The organism is Acrocarpospora pleiomorpha (assembly GCF_009687885.1).
In the GTDB taxonomy this organism is placed as follows: Bacteria; Actinomycetota; Actinomycetes; order Streptosporangiales; family Streptosporangiaceae; genus Acrocarpospora; species Acrocarpospora pleiomorpha.
Genome location: NZ_BLAF01000077.1, coordinates 12,835 through 28,817, shown reverse-complemented (window position 1 = coordinate 28,817; position 15,983 = coordinate 12,835). Strand labels below are relative to the sequence as shown.

The 15,983-nt window shown below is 67.3% G+C and carries 11 protein-coding genes; 6 read left to right on the top strand and 5 right to left on the bottom strand.

Going from position 1 to position 15,983, the window contains the following annotated elements:
- Positions 1-57: 57 nt before the first annotated feature.
- On the bottom strand, positions 58-1,668 hold the full coding sequence (locus Aple_RS44055) for a dolichyl-phosphate-mannose--protein mannosyltransferase (protein ID WP_155350749.1): 1,611 nt from the start codon (positions 1,666-1,668) through the stop codon (positions 58-60).
- 107 nt (positions 1,669-1,775) lie between these two features.
- Here Aple_RS44055 and rsmI point away from each other — a divergent pair, with 107 nt between their 5' ends.
- A complete protein-coding gene (gene rsmI, locus Aple_RS44050; RefSeq protein WP_155350748.1) occupies positions 1,776-2,618 on the top strand; it encodes a 16S rRNA (cytidine(1402)-2'-O)-methyltransferase in 843 nt (280 codons plus the stop codon).
- Positions 2,619-2,621: 3 nt separating this feature from the next.
- Here rsmI and Aple_RS44045 read toward each other — a convergent pair whose 3' ends face one another.
- Complete coding sequence (locus Aple_RS44045; protein WP_155350747.1) at positions 2,622-4,103, bottom strand: hypothetical protein; 1,482 nt, start codon at positions 4,101-4,103, stop codon at positions 2,622-2,624.
- 97 nt (positions 4,104-4,200) lie between these two features.
- On the opposite strand from Aple_RS44045, the gene Aple_RS44040 reads away from it, so the two are divergent.
- From Aple_RS44040 to Aple_RS52530, 4 genes are all read left to right on the top strand, one after another.
- On the top strand, positions 4,201-5,421 hold the full coding sequence (locus tag Aple_RS44040; RefSeq protein ID WP_218038815.1) for a glycosyltransferase: 1,221 nt from the start codon (positions 4,201-4,203) through the stop codon (positions 5,419-5,421).
- Between the two features lie 40 nt (positions 5,422-5,461).
- Positions 5,462-7,252 (top strand): methionine--tRNA ligase, encoded by a 1,791-nt coding sequence (metG, locus tag Aple_RS44035; RefSeq protein ID WP_155350746.1) that lies wholly within the window; start codon positions 5,462-5,464, stop codon positions 7,250-7,252.
- Positions 7,253-7,273: 21 nt separating this feature from the next.
- The gene (locus Aple_RS44030) at positions 7,274-8,131 is read left to right on the top strand and encodes a TatD family hydrolase (protein ID WP_155350745.1); all 858 of its coding nucleotides are present in this window, start codon (positions 7,274-7,276) and stop codon (positions 8,129-8,131) included.
- A gap of 686 nt (positions 8,132-8,817) precedes the next feature.
- On the top strand, positions 8,818-9,741 hold the full coding sequence (locus tag Aple_RS52530; RefSeq protein WP_170321967.1) for a resuscitation-promoting factor: 924 nt from the start codon (positions 8,818-8,820) through the stop codon (positions 9,739-9,741).
- Positions 9,742-9,759: 18 nt separating this feature from the next.
- Here Aple_RS52530 and Aple_RS44020 read toward each other — a convergent pair whose 3' ends face one another.
- Positions 9,760-11,334 (bottom strand): integrin alpha, encoded by a 1,575-nt coding sequence (locus Aple_RS44020; RefSeq protein ID WP_155350743.1) that lies wholly within the window; start codon positions 11,332-11,334, stop codon positions 9,760-9,762.
- Entirely contained in the window at positions 11,331-13,406 is a 2,076-nt protein-coding gene (locus Aple_RS44015) for a serine/threonine-protein kinase (protein ID WP_155350742.1), read from the bottom strand. The genes Aple_RS44020 and Aple_RS44015 overlap by 4 nt, the downstream gene beginning before the upstream one ends.
- 153 nt (positions 13,407-13,559) lie before the next feature.
- Between Aple_RS44015 and rsmA the strand changes: the two genes are divergently transcribed.
- Positions 13,560-14,408, top strand: a complete 849-nt coding sequence (gene rsmA / locus Aple_RS44010; RefSeq protein WP_246265259.1) for a 16S rRNA (adenine(1518)-N(6)/adenine(1519)-N(6))-dimethyltransferase RsmA — start codon at positions 13,560-13,562, stop codon at positions 14,406-14,408.
- Here the strand turns inward: rsmA and Aple_RS44005 are convergent.
- On the bottom strand, positions 14,398-15,429 hold the full coding sequence (locus Aple_RS44005) for an FG-GAP repeat protein (protein WP_170321966.1): 1,032 nt from the start codon (positions 15,427-15,429) through the stop codon (positions 14,398-14,400). The genes rsmA and Aple_RS44005 overlap by 11 nt on opposite strands.
- Positions 15,430-15,983 lie beyond the last annotated feature (554 nt).

The window sequence follows — 15,983 nt, the reverse complement described above, 5'->3', positions numbered from 1 at the left end:
AGAGACACTCGGGACCACCCCCCTAGTGACTCACGATACGGACACCCCCGCCAGAGGTTAGATCCAGCCCGACTTGAACAACATTCGGTCATACCAGTCCTGGTACGGAATGACCTCGGCCGACAGCACCGGATAGAGCCACCAGAAGTTGACCAGCGCGAGCAATGCAAACGCTCCCACGCCCACCGCCCCGTACAGGCGCCGGTTGCCGGGCCGGGTCATCGGGCCGATGATCAACCCCGCGCTCAGCACGATGGCGAGGATCATGAACGGAACCATCGGGATGGCATAGAACAGGAACATCGTCCGGCTGTCGACGATCTGGAAGTAGAACCAGGGGAGCCAGCCCGCCGAATACCCGAGCAGGATCGCTCCGGCGCGCCAGTCGCGGGTCGCCACGTACCAGCCGATCATCGCGATCAGCGCGATGACGCCGCCGAACCAGATGATCGGCGTGCCGGTTCCGAGCACGGCCCACGAACAATTGTCCGAGCCGCAGCCTTTGGGCGATTCGTAGAAAAACGCCACAGGACGCAGCAACATCGGCCACTGCCAGGGCTCCGACGCGTACGGATGCGAGGAGTCCAGGCCGGTATGGAAGGACAGGATCTGTTTCTGGTAGTCCACCCACGAGCGCAGCGAATCGAAGATGAAGTACACGGGACCGGCGGAGGTCGCCTGGTCCCAGTTGCGGCCGTAGCCGCGGTCGGTGGCGAACCAGCCCGCGAACGAGAGCACGTAGACCACCAGCGGAATGAGCGCGATCCAGGCGAAAGCGAGCGGGAGGTCGCGGCGGGTGGTGCCGAGGAGGGACTGGCGAAGGCCGACGGAGCGGCGGGCGCCGAAGTCCCACAGGACGGTCATGATGCCGAAGGCGGCGATGAAGAACAGGCCGGTCCATTTGGTGGCGAGAGCGGCGCCCAGGCAGAGGCCGGCCGCCAGGCGCCACGGGCGGATGCCGAGCGAGGGGCCGATGTCGCCGACACCGGAGCTCTCGTACCAGTCGGCCAGGCGTTGCCTGCTTCGATCGCGGTCGACCACCAGGCAGGCGAAACCCGCGATGACCCAGAACATCAGGAAAATGTCCAGCAGGGCCGTACGGGACAGGACGAAGTGCAGGCCGTCCAGGGCGAGGAGGAAGCCGGCGAAGCAGCCGAGGAGCGTGGAGCGGGTGATGCGGCGGGCCACCCGGGCCAGCAGGAGGATCGACAGCGAGCCGATGACGGCGGCCATGAAGCGCCAGCCGAACGGGGTCAGGCCGAACATCCACTCGCCGAGGCCGATCATCCACTTCCCGAGGGGTGGATGGACCACGTATGACGCGCATTGGTCGACTTGTTCGCAGACCTTGAAGATGTTCGTGTCGCCGCGGAGCACGGCCTGGTTGGCCGCGTCGCCCTCGATGAACTGGCGCTCGACGCCGTACTTGATGGTCGACCAGGCGTCTTTCGCGTAGTACGTCTCGTCGAAGACGATCGCCTTGGGCGTACCCAACCGGTCGAAACGGAGAAAAGCGCCGAAGATCGTTACGATGATCGGGCCGAGCCACCCCCATATCGCGCTGCCGGGCATCGGCGGGACCAGCCGATCGCGCACGGAGGGCGATGAGTTCTGCGGGTCCGGCTCGGGCTGCTCGTACGCCTGATTGGCGAAGTCGGTCACGGCCACCCGCCCACACTACTGGCGACACCACGCCACGAACACGACGTACGCGCCGATTCGATCCTGTTCGGCCACAGTCCAAACAGGGGCCATGAAGATTACATACTGGTTCGGTGAGTGAATTCGGCAGGCTGGTGTTGGCGGGCGCTCCGATCGGGCAGGTCGGCGACGCGTCGCCACGGCTGCGGTCGGCGCTTGAAACGGCGGATGTGATCGCCGCCGAGGACACCCGGCGGTTGAAGCGGCTGGTGTCCGATCTCGGGGCGAATGTGACCGGGCGGGTGGTGTCGTATTACGACGCCAATGAGATCACCAGGGCGAAGGAACTTCTCGATGTGCTCCTTGACGGAAAGACCGTGCTTGTCATCACAGACGCGGGCATGCCCGGCGTTTCCGATCCTGGTTACCGGCTGACCAAGCTGGCCGTCGACGCCGGCGTGCCCGTCACCGCCCTGGCCGGGCCCTCCGCCGTGACCACCGCTCTGGCGATCTCCGGGCTGCCCAGCGATCGTTTCTGCTTCGAGGGCTTCCCGCCGCGCAAGTCCGGCGACCGGGCGCGGCGCCTGGCAGGCCTGGCCACCGAAGAACGCACGATGGTCTTCTTCGAGGCGCCGCACCGGCTCCAGGCCTGCCTCGAGGCGATGGCCGAGGCGTTCGGTCCCGACCGCCAGGCCGCCGTCTGCCGCGAACTGACCAAAACCTACGAAGAGGTACGGCGAGGCGGACTCGGCCAACTCGCCGACTGGGCCGCCGGGGACATCCGCGGCGAAATCACCGTCGTCATCGCCGGGTACGCCCCTGATCAGACCGAGCCCGAGATCGAAGACCTGGTCGCCCAGGTCGCCCAACTGGAGGCGACCGGAGTCACCCGTAAAGAAGCCATCGTCGACGTGGCGAAAAGAGCGGGTATCCCCAAGCGGGACCTGTACAACGCCGTGCACACGGCGAAGTCCTGAAGCTCAGGGAGCCGTGTCCGCTGGTGGGGTGGTACGGCGCAGGCGGAGGCCGTGGCGGAGGGTGATGGCGGCGGCGAGGCAGGCGAGGGGGGCCGCGGGGATCAGGTAACGGTAGTCGAATTCGGCGGTCGCGGCGGGGGCGAGGATCAGGCCGACGGAGGCCAGCCAGGGGAGCAGGACGGGGCCGCCGAGTTTGCGCCAGCGGAGGGCGACGCCGTACAGGCCGATGAGGAGGAGGACGCCGAGGGCCAGGCCGGGCAGGCGCATGACCTTCTGGTAGCCGATCATGATGTCGGCCCAGGGACGGGCGTTGACCGTGGCCGCGGGGCCGTTCTCGTAGATTTCCGCGTCCGTGTGGGTCTGGCCGCGGAAGGAGGTCCACTGGGGGAGCCGGGTGGTGATGTTGTTGCCGAATTCGTACTGCAGGAAGGTCTTGGTGTCCGGGAACGGGCTGCGGTCCCAGCGGAAGGCGCGGAAGAAGTCCTTGGCGACGACGGCGAGGTAGTCGCCGGGCTGGCTGAGGATGGCGCGCGTCGCGAAGGCGCTGGTGTTCTTGTTCATCTCGGCGTCGAACTTCATGCCCGCGCCGAACACGTGGATCTGGTTGTCGTTGTCCCACCAGAGGTAGGCCTGCGCCGAAGGGCCGCGATCGGCGGGTTTCTTCGGGATGCAGAGCAGGGCGAGCTGGAGTTCGGCGCGCGGGTCGACGCCCATCTCGTGGCAGTCCGAGAACGACGCGGTGCGCATGTAGAGGATCACGCCGTCGCTGTTGGTCATCGCGAACTGGCCGTTGACCGCTTTGAACCAGCTCATGTAGCCGACGACGGGAATCGCGCAGGCCGTCACCAATGCCAGGATCGGCTTCCAACCTGTCCGCTTGACCAGGAGGTAGACCACCACCAGCGCCAGGATCGGCAGGCCGATGCTGCGGGTGAGCGCGGTCAGCGCGAGCAGGCCGCCAACAGCCGCACCGACTTTCCACGATATTTCCCGATGCCACAGCACCAGCGTGATGACCCCGACCACGAGCAGGACGAACATCGCGTCCGACATGATCATCTGCTCGATCTGGATCTGGTACGCGTCGAACAGCACCGGCACCGCGGCCAGCGTCGCCCCCCACCCGGGCAAATTGAATCGCCTGGTTAAGAGCGCATATATCAGGACCCCAGTGCCGAGACCCATCAGATGCTGGGTGAACGCCACCAGGGCCAGGCTGTGCAACGGCTTGAGGATCAGCAGCCAGAATCCGTACCCATCCGGGCGGATCGGGTGCGGTCGGGGGTGCAACGCGACGGAGATGTAGTCGTAGGAGTCGTTGAACCACATCGCCGGGCCGAAGCCCAGCATCGTGATGATCCGCAGGACCGCGCCCAGGCCAAGAGCGGCGGCGAACCAGCGATGGCGGCGCAGAAACGCGACAGAACGCCCCCACCGTCCGATGCTGGGGGCGCTCAGCGTTGTCGGTTCCGCGACCGCGACCATGCTTACAGAATGCCAGTCGTTTCACGGACTTGACTCGGGCACGTGGGGGTAGCGGGCATGATTGGTTGATCTGATCGGGAGCTTGAGGGGTTGCGACGTGGAACTCACGGTGGTCATGCCCTGCCTCAACGAGGCGGAGACCGTGGAAACGTGTGTGCGCAAGGCGCTGGACTGCATGCGCGAGCACGGCATCGAGGGCGAAGTGGTGATCGCCGACAACGGCAGCACCGACGGCTCGCAGCAGCTGGCCAGGGATGCCGGCGCCCGCGTGGTGCACATTGCCGAGAAGGGGTACGGCAATGCCCTGATCGGTGGCATCCGGGCGGCGCGCGGCAAGTACGTCATCATGGGCGACGCGGATGACTCCTACGATTTCACCGGTCTGCTGCCGTTCGTTGAGGAACTGCGCGCGGGTGGCGAGCTGGTGATGGGCAACCGCTTCAAGGGCGGGATCGCCCCGGGCGCGATGCCCCCGCTCCACCGCTACCTGGGCAATCCGGTGCTCTCGTTCGTCGGGCGGCTGTTCTTCCCGAGCGCGATCGGCGACTTCCACTGCGGCCTGCGCGGCTTCCGGCGCGACTCGATCCTGCGCCTGGGCCTGCAGACCGGCGGCATGGAGTTCGCCTCCGAGATGGTCGTGAAGGCGACCCTGCAGGGCCTGGACGTGCGCGAAGTGCCGACCACCCTGTCGCCAGACGGCCGCTCCCGCCCGCCGCACCTGCGCTCCTGGCGGGACGGCTGGCGCCACCTGCGCTTCCTGCTGCTGTACAGCCCGCGCTGGCTGTTCTTCATCCCCGGCCTGGTGCTGATGACGCTCGGCCTGGTCGCGGGCACCGCGCTGACCTTCGGCCCGGTCTACATCGGCAAGCTCGCGTTCGACATCGACACCCTGGTCGGGGCGTCCGCGATGGTGGTGATCGGGTTCCAGGCCGCGCTGTTCGCGCTGTTCACCAAGGTGTACGCGGCCGAGGAGGGGTTCCTTCCGGAGGACCGGCGGGTGCGGAAGCTGGTCGACATCGTGACCCTGGAGAAGGGCCTGGTCGCCGGTGGGCTGCTGGCGCTGGGCGGTCTGGTCGGCCTGATCGCCTCGCTCGCGCACTGGGGTGGCCGGGGCTTCGGTGAGCTGATTCCGGCCGAGGTGCTGCGCATGGTCGTGCCGTCGGCGACCGCGTTCATCATGAGCTTCCAGACGATTTTCGCGGCCCTGTTCATCAGCATCCTGGGCATTCGCCGGTCGAAGGAGACCTCGATCGACATCGCCGCGTCTGCGGCCGAGGAGGCGGCGGAGGCCGTCACCCGTACGGCCACGCGGGGTTAATCGGTTCGAGCGGGCGGTCAAGGGGCTCTAGGCTGGACGCATGTCTCAGCACATCTTGACCGCCGTCGCGTGGCCCTATGCCAATGGGCCGCGGCATATCGGGCACGTTTCCGGGTTCGGCGTGCCGTCCGACGTCTTCAGCCGCTACCAGCGGATGGCGGGCAACAAGGTGCTGATGGTCTCGGGGACCGACGAGCACGGCACCCCGATCCAGGTCCAGGCCGACAAGGAAGGCCTGTCCGCCCGCGACCTCGCCGATCGGTACAACCGGATCATCGCCGAGGACCTGACCGCGCTCGGGCTGTCGTATGACCTGTTCACCCGGACGAGCACACGCAACCACTACGCGATCGCCCAGGAGATCTTCCTCGGGCTGTACAACAACGGATACGTCTTCCCGAAGACCACGCTCGGTGCGGTTTCCCCGTCTACCGGGCGCACTCTTCCTGACCGCTACATCGAGGGCACCTGCCCGATCTGCGGATATGACGGCGCGCGTGGCGACCAGTGTGACAACTGCGGCAATCAGCTCGACCCGGTCGACCTTATTAATCCCAGGTCGCGCATCAACGGCGAGACGCCCAAGTTCATCGAGACCGAGCATTTCATGCTCGATCTGCCCGCCTTCACCGAGGTGCTCGGCACGTACCTGCAGGGCAAGCAGGGTGAATGGCGTCCCAACGTGCTCAAGTTCGCGCTCAACCTGCTCGGCGATCTGCAGCCTCGGGCGATCACGCGGGATCTGGACTGGGGGGTGCCGATCCCGCTGGATGGCTGGCGTGACCGCAGCGACAAGCGGCTGTATGTCTGGTTCGACGCCGTCATCGGGTATCTCAGCGCCTCGATCGAGTGGGCTCGGCGCTCCGGTGATCCCGACGCCTGGCGTGCCTGGTGGCAGAACCCGGACGCGCGCGGCTACTACTTCATGGGCAAGGACAACATCGTCTTCCATGCCGAGATCTGGCCGGCGCTGCTGTTCGGCTACAACGGCGAGGGCGCGCGCGGGGGGACGCCGGGGTCGCTCGGGCGGCTTGAGGTGCCCTCCGAGGTGGTTTCGAGCGAATTCCTGACGATGGAGGGGCGGAAGTTTTCCTCGTCCAGGTCTGTCGTCATCTACGTGCGCGACTTCCTGGAGCGGTATTCGGCCGACGCGCTGCGCTACTACATCTCGGTCGCGGGTCCGGAAAATCAGGACACCGACTTCACCTGGTCGGAGTTCGTCAACCGCAACAACGGCGAGCTCGTCGCGGCCTGGGGCAACCTGGTCAACCGGTCGATCTCCATGGCGGCCAAGAACTTCGGCGAGATCCCCGCCGCCGTCGATCTCACCGATGCCGACCGCGCGCTGCTGGCTCGTTCGCGTACGGCTTTCGCCTCCGTGGGCGCCGAGCTCGCCCGATCCCGGTTCAAGAACGCCGTCAACGAGGCGTTCGACGTGGTTCGGGATGCCAACAAGTACCTGGCCGAGCAGGAGCCTTGGAAGATCAAGGACGATGCTTCCCGGCAGGGGTCGATCCTGCATGTGGCGTTGCAGGTGGTCGATGACGCCAAGACGCTGCTCACGCCGTTCCTGCCGACCTCGTCCAACAAGATCTTCGAGATGCTGGGCGGGGAGGGTGTGTGGTCCGGCATGCCGCAGATCAGCGAGGTCGACGAGGATGGCGGGCCCAGCTACCCGATCATCACGGGTGCCTACGACGGGGCGGCGACCTGGGAACACCGGCCGATCCGTTCCGGCACGCGTCTCGCCCCGCCGACGCCGCTGTTCACCAAGCTGGACCCGAAGATCATCGATGAGGAGCTGGCACGCCTGGCCGACCCCGCCAAGTGAAGGTGGCGATAGGTTGTGGGCATGTCGCGTGAGCTGCCGTCCCCGCCTGAGCCGCTGGGAACCGAGGTGTTCGATTCCCACTGCCATCTCGACATCATGGTCGGGGATCGGCAGGCGTCCTCCGGAGATCCGGTGGCGCTGGCCGCTCAGGCGGCCGGGTCTTCGGTGGCCGCGGTGGTGGAGCAGGCGCGGGCCGTGGGGGTCACCAGGTTGGTGACTATTGGGTACGATCTGCGGTCCTCGCGGTGGAATGCCGAAGTGGCGCGGGACCATCCGGATGTGTACGCAGGGGTGGCGATCCATCCGAATGAGGCGCATGCGGCCACGCCTGAGGTGCTCGCGGAGATTGAGGAGCTGGCTCGGCAGCCGAGGGTGCGGGCGGTGGGGGAGACCGGGCTGGACTTCTACCGGGACTGGGCGTCGCGCGATGACCAGCACGCGAGTTTCCGGGCGCACATCGAGATCGCGAAGCGGACCGGCAAGGCGCTGGTGATCCATGATCGGGACGCGCACGATGCGGTGTTGGCGGTGCTCGCCGAGGAGGGGGCGCCGGAGGTCGTGGTGTTCCACAGCTATTCGGGCGACGCCGAAATGGCCAAGAAGTGTGCTGAGGCGGGATATTTCCTGTCGTTTTCTGGGCCGGTGACGTACAAGAACGCAGGGTATCTGCGGGAAGCGGCGGCGGTGGCGCCGGTGGAGCTCATGCTGGTGGAGACGGATGCGCCGTATTTGCCGCCCACGCCGCACCGGGGAAAGCCGAACGCGCCCTACCTGATCCCGTTGACGTTGCGCTGCCTGGCCGAGGTGAAGGGCATGGCTGCCGACGATCTGGCCAAGGCGGTCAGTCGCAACGGGGAGCAGGTTTTCGGCGCCTGGTAGAGCCAGATCGGCAAAAAGCCTGCTAATGCGTGGTTCTTGCGGCATATTGGGGGGCATTCTCCTGAGCCAACTGCGACCAATGTCACGGCGGGGAATCAGTGATGAGGTTGAGGTAGGAGTGACGACGGCGCTAGCGTCGTGAGCCGGTCAACCTCCGGAAGGGCGGGTCCATGTATTCACCGACATTGGAGCAACCGTCCGGGCGCGGCAGCGGCGAGCCGGGAGGCGAGCCGGTCGGACCGCCCCCCACCGATCGAACGCACCCGGGTGCACCGGCCGGATCTCCACCAGCAGATCAAACGGATATGAGCGCGCCAGTCGCCGATCGAGGGCATACAGGTGCGCCGGTTGGGCTTCCATCCGCCGGTCAGATGGATACAGGTGCGCCGGTCGAGTCGGCATCGACTGATCGAATGCGGATGGACGCGCCGGTCGGGTCGGCGCGTGTGGGTCGCAGGCGCAGGCGTCAGCCCGTCGGGGAGCCGTCTGCCGAGCCCGGGAGCCTGGGGGAGCACTCCTACGACACCCGCGAGGACGGGCTGTTAGGTAGCGGGGAATCGTTTGACGACGGTGCTCAGGACGGTGTTCAGGACGGTGGGCGGACTGGGCTGCGGCAGGGGTCGCGTCGGGTGCGGCGGCAGAGCGGTCATGAGGCTGTTTTATCGCCTGAGGACTTCCACGACCTGATGCTTGAATCGAGCCGGCAATCCGCGCCCACCTGGCGGACCTGGCTGCTCTCCCCTTGGTCTGCATCGCTCTACGCCGCTCTCGCCGGAATATCACTCGGCATGATCGTTGGCGGCGGCCTGGCCACAGAGGTCACCCTCGACGTCGACGGAGATCTCATCACGTTACGCAGCTTCGCCGGAACCGTGCATGGCGTGCTCGACGCCGCCAATGTGAGCTACGACGCCGAAGACCACGTCCAGCCCGCCCCGACCGAACCCGTGGCCGACGGCGCCACCATCGTCGTACGGCACGCGCGCCCGCTCACACTGATCATGGACGGCAAGCGCAGCACCCACATGATCACCGCGCTCAACGTAGGCGACGCTCTCGAAGACCTCAAACTCGACCCCGCCCGCCTCCGCCTGTCCGCCAACCGCATGCGCCAGATCCCCGTCTCCGGCTTCAAACTGAGCGTGCGAACCCAACGCAAGGTCTCCATCGTCGCCGACAAGATCCGCGTCACCACCATCACGACCGGCCGCACCGTCGCCGAAGTCCTCAAACAGGCCAACATCACGCTCGCCAAAGGCAACACCGTCCGCCCCGGCCTGAAAGACTTCCCCAAAGACGGCTCGATCATCCGGGTGATCCCCGCCCTCCCCCCGCACACCATCCCCATCGCCCCCAACGTCGCCGCCCTCAACTGGGCCGGCCTCGCCGACTGCGAATCCCACGGCAACCCCAAGGCGTACAACCCTGGCGGCCCCTACTACGGCATGTACCAGTTCAGCCTCCCCATGTGGAAAGCCGTAGGCGGCACCAAAACCCCCAACGACTGGCCCGCCGAAGAACAGACCTACCGCGCCCAACTCCTCTTCCAACGAGTCCAGGGCCGCTGGCAAGGCCAATGGCCCCACTGCGGCGCCCGCCTCGGCGCCTAACACCCCAACGACCCGGAGTCAGCCGACGGAGCGGCCTAGGTCGGTGGTTCCCTTGCGGGTGGTTTTGATGAGGGTGGCGGGGCCTTGGGCGCGGGTGGCTACGGCGCCGCCGCCTTTGCGGTCGGGGATGCCGATGACCAGGCCCTGGCCGGGGGTGAGGCCGTTGGGGTTGCCGTAGGCGGCTAGGGACCAGCCGAAGTGTTGGTAGGGCTGGGGGTCGGGGAAGTCGAGGCCGTCGCCGTTTTCGCCGCCGCGTACGGGGGCGAAGCGGACTCGGCCGGTTTCGCGGGCCTCGGTGGTTGAGGCGAAGGGTTCGCCGATCGCGATGACGGGGGTGCCGCGGGGGTTCAGGAAGGCCATGGACCAGCCGATGGCGGCGCCTTTGACGACCGGGATCGTGGGGAAGCGGAGTTCGCCGACGCCCATGCGGATGGTGCGGTAGGGGGCGAGTTCGCCGGAGCCTTTGCGTTCGAACAGCTGGATCGCGCCGGTGTCGGCGATGTCGCCCTGGTCGGCCAAGGGGGTGCTGACCGCGAGATATCCGGTGTTTCCCCACTCGGCGTACGCCAGGGACCAGCCGAAACGGTTGCCTGATTTTTCGACGACTTCCTTGGTGGCCTGGTTGAGGTCCCATTTGCGGCTGGTGTAGGGGCCCTTTTCGAGGATGTCGAAGATGACCGCGACCATGCCGGAGTCGATTTTGCCGGAGGCGACCTGAATTCCGGTGCCGTCGTTGTTCTCGTACGGAGCGCCGACGACCAGGTCGGGTTTGTCGGAATCACCGCCGAGGTTGCCGATCGCGAGGGACCAGCCCCACATGTCGCCGACCTCGCCGTTGCCGATGACGCCCTCGTTCTCCTGGGTGAGGCGTTTGGTGGAGCGGATCGTCCCGTCCAGGTCGAAGATGTGCACCGCGCCCGCATCGGCGGGTTCGTCGGCGTGGGGTTCGCCGACGGCGACGATCGCGCCGCCGCCGGTCAGGTCAGCGGCCGCCAGGGACCAGCCGAAATGGGCTTCCGGCTGTTTGTCCGTGTCCAGCGGGAGCACTTCGGAGTCCCCGGAGGCGGTGCCGAAGAAGACGTACGCGGCACCGGTGTCGGTTTCACCCGTGTAGGGGGCGCCGACGATGACGTCGAGGCATTTGTCGTCGTTGACATGGGCTGTTCGTACGGCCCAGCCGAAGCCGTCGCCGGGCTCGGGGTTGGGGCTGCGCAGTTCGAGGGTGCCACCGGCACCAGGGAGGCCGTCGGGTGCTTCTTCGGTCTTGCCGCCGAGGAGGACCTGAACGATGCCGGCGCCCTCGATGCCATCGAGGTCGGCGAAGGGGTCGCCGGTGACGGCGTCGGTGAGACCGTCTCCGTTGAAGTCAGCAGGGCCTGCCGCGGTGGAGCAGTCGGCACGGGCGGATGCCGAGACGGATGCGACGGCGGAAGCTCTGCCAGATGTGTGGGCGGATACCGTGCCAGCCGCTGCGCCGGGTATGGAGGCGGAAGCCGTGCCCGATGCGGATGCCGTACCGGATGCGAGGGCCGGGGTGGTCAGGACTGCGAGTGCGGTGGCGAGGGCTGCGGCGAGGAGCGCGGAGCGGGTCATAGCTGAGCCTCCACTTCGTCGGTGAGGGACAGCTTGGTGGGGGTGCGGCCGGAGGGCAGGTCGAAGACGAGGACGCCGTCTACCTTGGTGCCGGGTTTGAGGGCGGTGGGGAGGGTGGTCGAGGACTCGTGCGGGGTGTATTCGCTGCCTTTGTCATCGATGAGGGTGGGGGCCGCGCCGTTGAATGCGGCCAGATCGCCGCCCGTGTTCAGCATTGTCCAGCGGACCAGGCAGAAACCGCCCTTGGCCGCGGTCGCGCCCTCGTGGGTTTGTACGCCGCAGCGGGGCTGCTGGGGGATGATCAAGGCGAGGTCGTATCCGCCGAGCGCGATCTGGCGGCCCACGTCCTCGCCGATTCGGGGCGGCGCGGAGACGCTGGCCTTGGCCACGGGCTTGGGCTCTTCATCGGGCCCAGCGGTGAGCAGAACAACCAACGTCACCGTCAGCGCCGCCACCACCGCACCCGCACCCAGCAACCACCGCATGACCGACGGCCGCTCACGCTTCCCAGCCTCGGTGGGCGATTCCTCCGCATAGGGAATGCCACCCCGAGGATCGGTCTCCACCGACCGCCACACCTGCTCCATGGCGGTCGGCGACGCGGCCTCCGGGACCGGGCTCGGACCGGACGCGCCATAGGGAGGTCGACCAGAAGGGCTCGAAGAGGCGGAACCAGCACGACCAGGGGCAGAACCTTCCGGAAGGTTACGAGCCGGGAGAGAACTCTCCGGATACGTAGCACCTTCCCGGAATCCTGCTGGAGCCGACGAAGCCGCAGCTGGGGCAGATGAAGAAGCACCCTGCTGATATCCCGCCGGAGCGCCCTCCCCGTAACCACCTGAGCTCGATGAAGCTTGAGGGTCAGCCGAACGGCTGCGATCCGGTGAAGAAGCTTCCCGAGGGGTACCAGCTGGGGTAATGCCGCTCGAACTGCTGCGACCCGGAGCAGATCCCTCTGTACTGGTGCGTCCCGGTGCAGAATCGCCCGGAGACGTGCTGCGGGCAGCCGGAACGGATCCGTCCGAAGCGGGGCTTTCCTGAGCCGGAGTCGGGTTTCCGGTGGTCGAAGGGGATAAGACCGCCTTGTCAGGCGTCATAAGCGGGAACGTGGCAGTCCGGGCCAGAATTTGCGTGACGTCTGGTTCGGCGGCCACGTTCGGTGGAGCCTCCCAGGACTCGGAGAGCATTTCGGTGGCGACCAGCGTGTTCTGCGAGCCGGACCCCATCGACATCGACGCGGGCTCCGGAATCGCGCCACCCACCAGGGCGATCAGCAGATCCTGCGCGGTCGGCCGCTGGAACGGATCCGGATCGGTCGCCCGCCGGGCCAGCTCGTTCAACGGAGCAGGAAGGGCACCAAGATCAGGCCGCCCGCTCAGCACCCGCGCCGCGAGCGTGACCGCATCCCCCCGCCCGTACGGATGCCGCCCACTCCCCGCATACGCCACCAAACATCCCCACGCGAAGATGTCCGTCCACGGACTGATCTCCTGCCCGCGCACCTGCTCCGGCGCCCACCACCCGGGACTTCCAAGCAACTCCCCAGACTGGGTGAAGCTGTGCGTGGCATCCAACGCCCGCGCGATCCCAAAGTCGATCACCCGCGGCCCGGACATGGAAAGAATCACATTCGCCGGTTTCAGATCACGATGCACCAACCCCGCCACATGGATCGCCGCAAGCGCCGCCGCGACCCCCAGGGCCACCCCGTGCAACGGCCCCGGATCGAGCGCCCCGAACTGGGAGATCTGCCGCGACAGCGGAATCCCGGCGATGTACTCCGTCACCATGTACGGAGTTCCCGTCTCGGTGTTCCCGTTGTCCAGCACCTGCGCCGTACAGAACGACGCCACCCGGCGCGCGTTCTCCACCTCACCGTGGAATCGAGCGGCGAAATCCTCATCCGTGGTGAATTGCGCCTTCACCACTTTGACCGCCACCAGCCGCCCGGTAGGCGCGACGGCCAGGTACACCGTGCCCATGCCGCCCTCGCCCAGCCGGCCCAGCAGCCGGTAGGGCCCGATCGCGGCCGGATCGTGCGGGGTGAGCGGCTCGGCGCCGGTCGGTTCCATCGGAGGATCTCCTACTACCTGGGATTGCGCGCCCACGTTATCCACCGTTGCCTCCCTTCGTACATGGGGTGTTCGACGCCGAGTCCAGCTTGGATGTTCTGTACCGGGGGGCAACAGGTAATTCGGCACGCTCGCATGCCCGACACTGGAGCCATGAGTTTGCTCGGGCCCGTCGAAGTGCGCACGCTGGCGGAGAAATTGAACATCCGTCCGACGAAGAAGCTCGGGCAGAATTTCGTCATCGACGGCGGGACGGTCCGCAAGATCGTCCGGGTGGCGGGGGTGACGCCCGAGGATGTGGTGATCGAGATCGGTCCCGGTCTCGGCTCGCTGACGCTGGCGCTGCTCGGCGAGGTCGCGCGGGTGGTGGCGGTGGAGATCGATCCGGTGCTGGCGGCGCAGCTTCCCGTGACGGTCGCGGAGATGGCGCCCGAGCACGCGGATCGCCTCTCGGTGGTGGCCGCCGACGCGCTCCGGATCAACCTGGACGATCTGCCCGCCGAGCCGACCGCGCTGGTGGCGAACCTGCCGTACAACGTGTCGGTTCCGGTTGTGCTGCACCTGCTGGAGATCCTGCCGTCGCTGCGGCGCGGCCTGGTCATGGTGCAGGCGGAGGTCGCCGACCGGCTGGCCGCCCCTCCCGGCTCCAAGATCTACGGTGTGCCGTCCGTGAAGGCCGCCTGGTATGCGGAGGTTCGCCGGGCTGGTCCGGTCGGTAGAAACGTGTTCTGGCCCGCCCCGAACGTCGACTCCGGTCTGGTCTCCCTGGTCCGCCGCGACCCGCCGCCGACCTCCGCCACCCGCGAGCAGGTCTTCGCCGTCGTGGACGCCGCTTTCGCCCAGCGCCGCAAAACCCTCCGCGCCGCCCTCGCCTCCTGGGCCGGTACGGCATCCGCCGCCGAACACGCCCTCACCCAGGCGGGAATCAGCCCGTCAGAACGCGGCGAACAGCTGAGCGTGCTCGATTTCGCCAGAATCGCGGAACACGGCCCTATCCGGTGACGGCCGCCCCGAACTCCAGCGCCTCCCCGTCCGGAAAGATCAGTTGAGGCTCGCCCCCTCCGGGCGAAACCACGGCAACCGCACCGGTCGTCCCCCGATCCGGTACGCCCACGAGCGCGAACCCGTCCCCGGTCCGCGCCAGGCTCCACCCGAAATGGTCGTACAGCTGACCGTCCGCCAACCGGATGATCCGGCTGACCCCCCTGGTCGGATCAATCGGAATCGCCTGCACGGCTCCGCATTCCACCCGCCGGATCTCGCTCTGCCCCGGAACCCCGGCCAGCAGATCCGCCCCCATGAACGCGAGCGCATAGCCAAACATATCCCCCGGCTCCGGCACGTCCCCGACCCCGATCGACCCATCATGCAGGCTCCTGATCAGGCGGGGATCCCCAGACGTCGACTCGAAAAGCAACGCCAGACCGGAATCCCGCACCCCTCCCACGTCCGCGTGCGGCGCTCCGACGGCGAGATAGCCCTTCCCAGCGTGCGTACCGTACGCCAGCGAATGCCCGAAATGATCGCCGGACCGGGATCGCGTCCCGGAGTCCACCAGGGACAGGTCCCAGCCCACCCCGCGATAGGTCCACGGCTTGGTCGCCACGTCGTACACGACCGTGACCGCCCCCGTATCGATCTGCCCGACCTCTTCCCGGTCCTCAAAAGGCGCGCCAATCGCCAGATCCACGTCCCCGGGGTTCCCCCCAAGCCGGGCGAACGCGAGCGACCACCCGAACATGTCCCCCGACTGCGCCGCCCCCGGCACGCCCGGCGTGTTCTGCGTGATCCGCTGTGGTTCCCGCGGTTCACGCCCATCGAACCGGAACACGTACGCCGCCCCGGAATCGGCGACTTCGTCCGCATCCTCATGCGGCGCCCCCACGGCCACGGTCCCCGACGCGATCGCCAGCGACCACCCGAAATGCGCATTGGCCCGCGGCGCGGGAGCCTTCAACTCCAGCCGCGATCCCGCGATCGTTTTCCCACCCCAGAAGACATAGGCGACCCCCGCCCCCGGCACCGTCCTCCCATCGGACACCCCCGTTGCGAACGGATTAGAAATCACCACATCCAGGCACCCGTCATCATCCAGATGTCCCGCCTTGGCCGCCCACCCCGCCCGACCATGCCCCTCCAAGGGCACCACCCGAGCATTCAACATCGGCCCCAGCAACACATACGCCCGCCCCTGCACCCCACCCCCTGGCCACACCGGATCGGTAACGATCGCATCGTTAACCCCATCCCCATCAAAGTCAGCCGTCCCCGCACCCCCACAAGCATCACCAGGCGGCGCCCCGGCCCCAACCAATCCCACCACCAGCCCTCCCACCACCAACACAGCCGCCACCCTCCGTAGCCGCCACCCAAAGGGGGACCGCCCGAAGGGGAATCGCCGCATCAGGGCCACTTTCACCGATGAGACGCGGTCAACGCTGATGTTGGCGGCTGGGACGCGATGGCTCGCGCGCGTGGTAGCGGCCGTGGTCCACGCCGCGAAGCGCGCCAGCACATCCGTCCATCGGAGGGAGGTGGTCTTCGCGGTTACCGGTTTGGCGGGGGAGTCCGTCATGT

Coding starts and splice junctions, on each gene's coding strand:
- Aple_RS44030 (WP_155350745.1), top strand. CDS start 7,274: ATGTCGCGTGAGCTGCCGTCCCCGCCTGAGCCGCTGGGAACCGAGGTG.
- Aple_RS44015 (WP_155350742.1), bottom strand. CDS start 13,406: ATGGAACCGACCGGCGCCGAGCCGCTCACCCCGCACGATCCGGCCGCG.
- metG (WP_155350746.1), top strand. CDS start 5,462: ATGTCTCAGCACATCTTGACCGCCGTCGCGTGGCCCTATGCCAATGGG.
- Aple_RS52530 (WP_170321967.1), top strand. CDS start 8,818: ATGCTTGAATCGAGCCGGCAATCCGCGCCCACCTGGCGGACCTGGCTG.
- Aple_RS44045 (WP_155350747.1), bottom strand. CDS start 4,103: ATGGTCGCGGTCGCGGAACCGACAACGCTGAGCGCCCCCAGCATCGGA.
- Aple_RS44020 (WP_155350743.1), bottom strand. CDS start 11,334: ATGACCCGCTCCGCGCTCCTCGCCGCAGCCCTCGCCACCGCACTCGCA.
- rsmA (WP_246265259.1), top strand. CDS start 13,560: ATGAGTTTGCTCGGGCCCGTCGAAGTGCGCACGCTGGCGGAGAAATTG.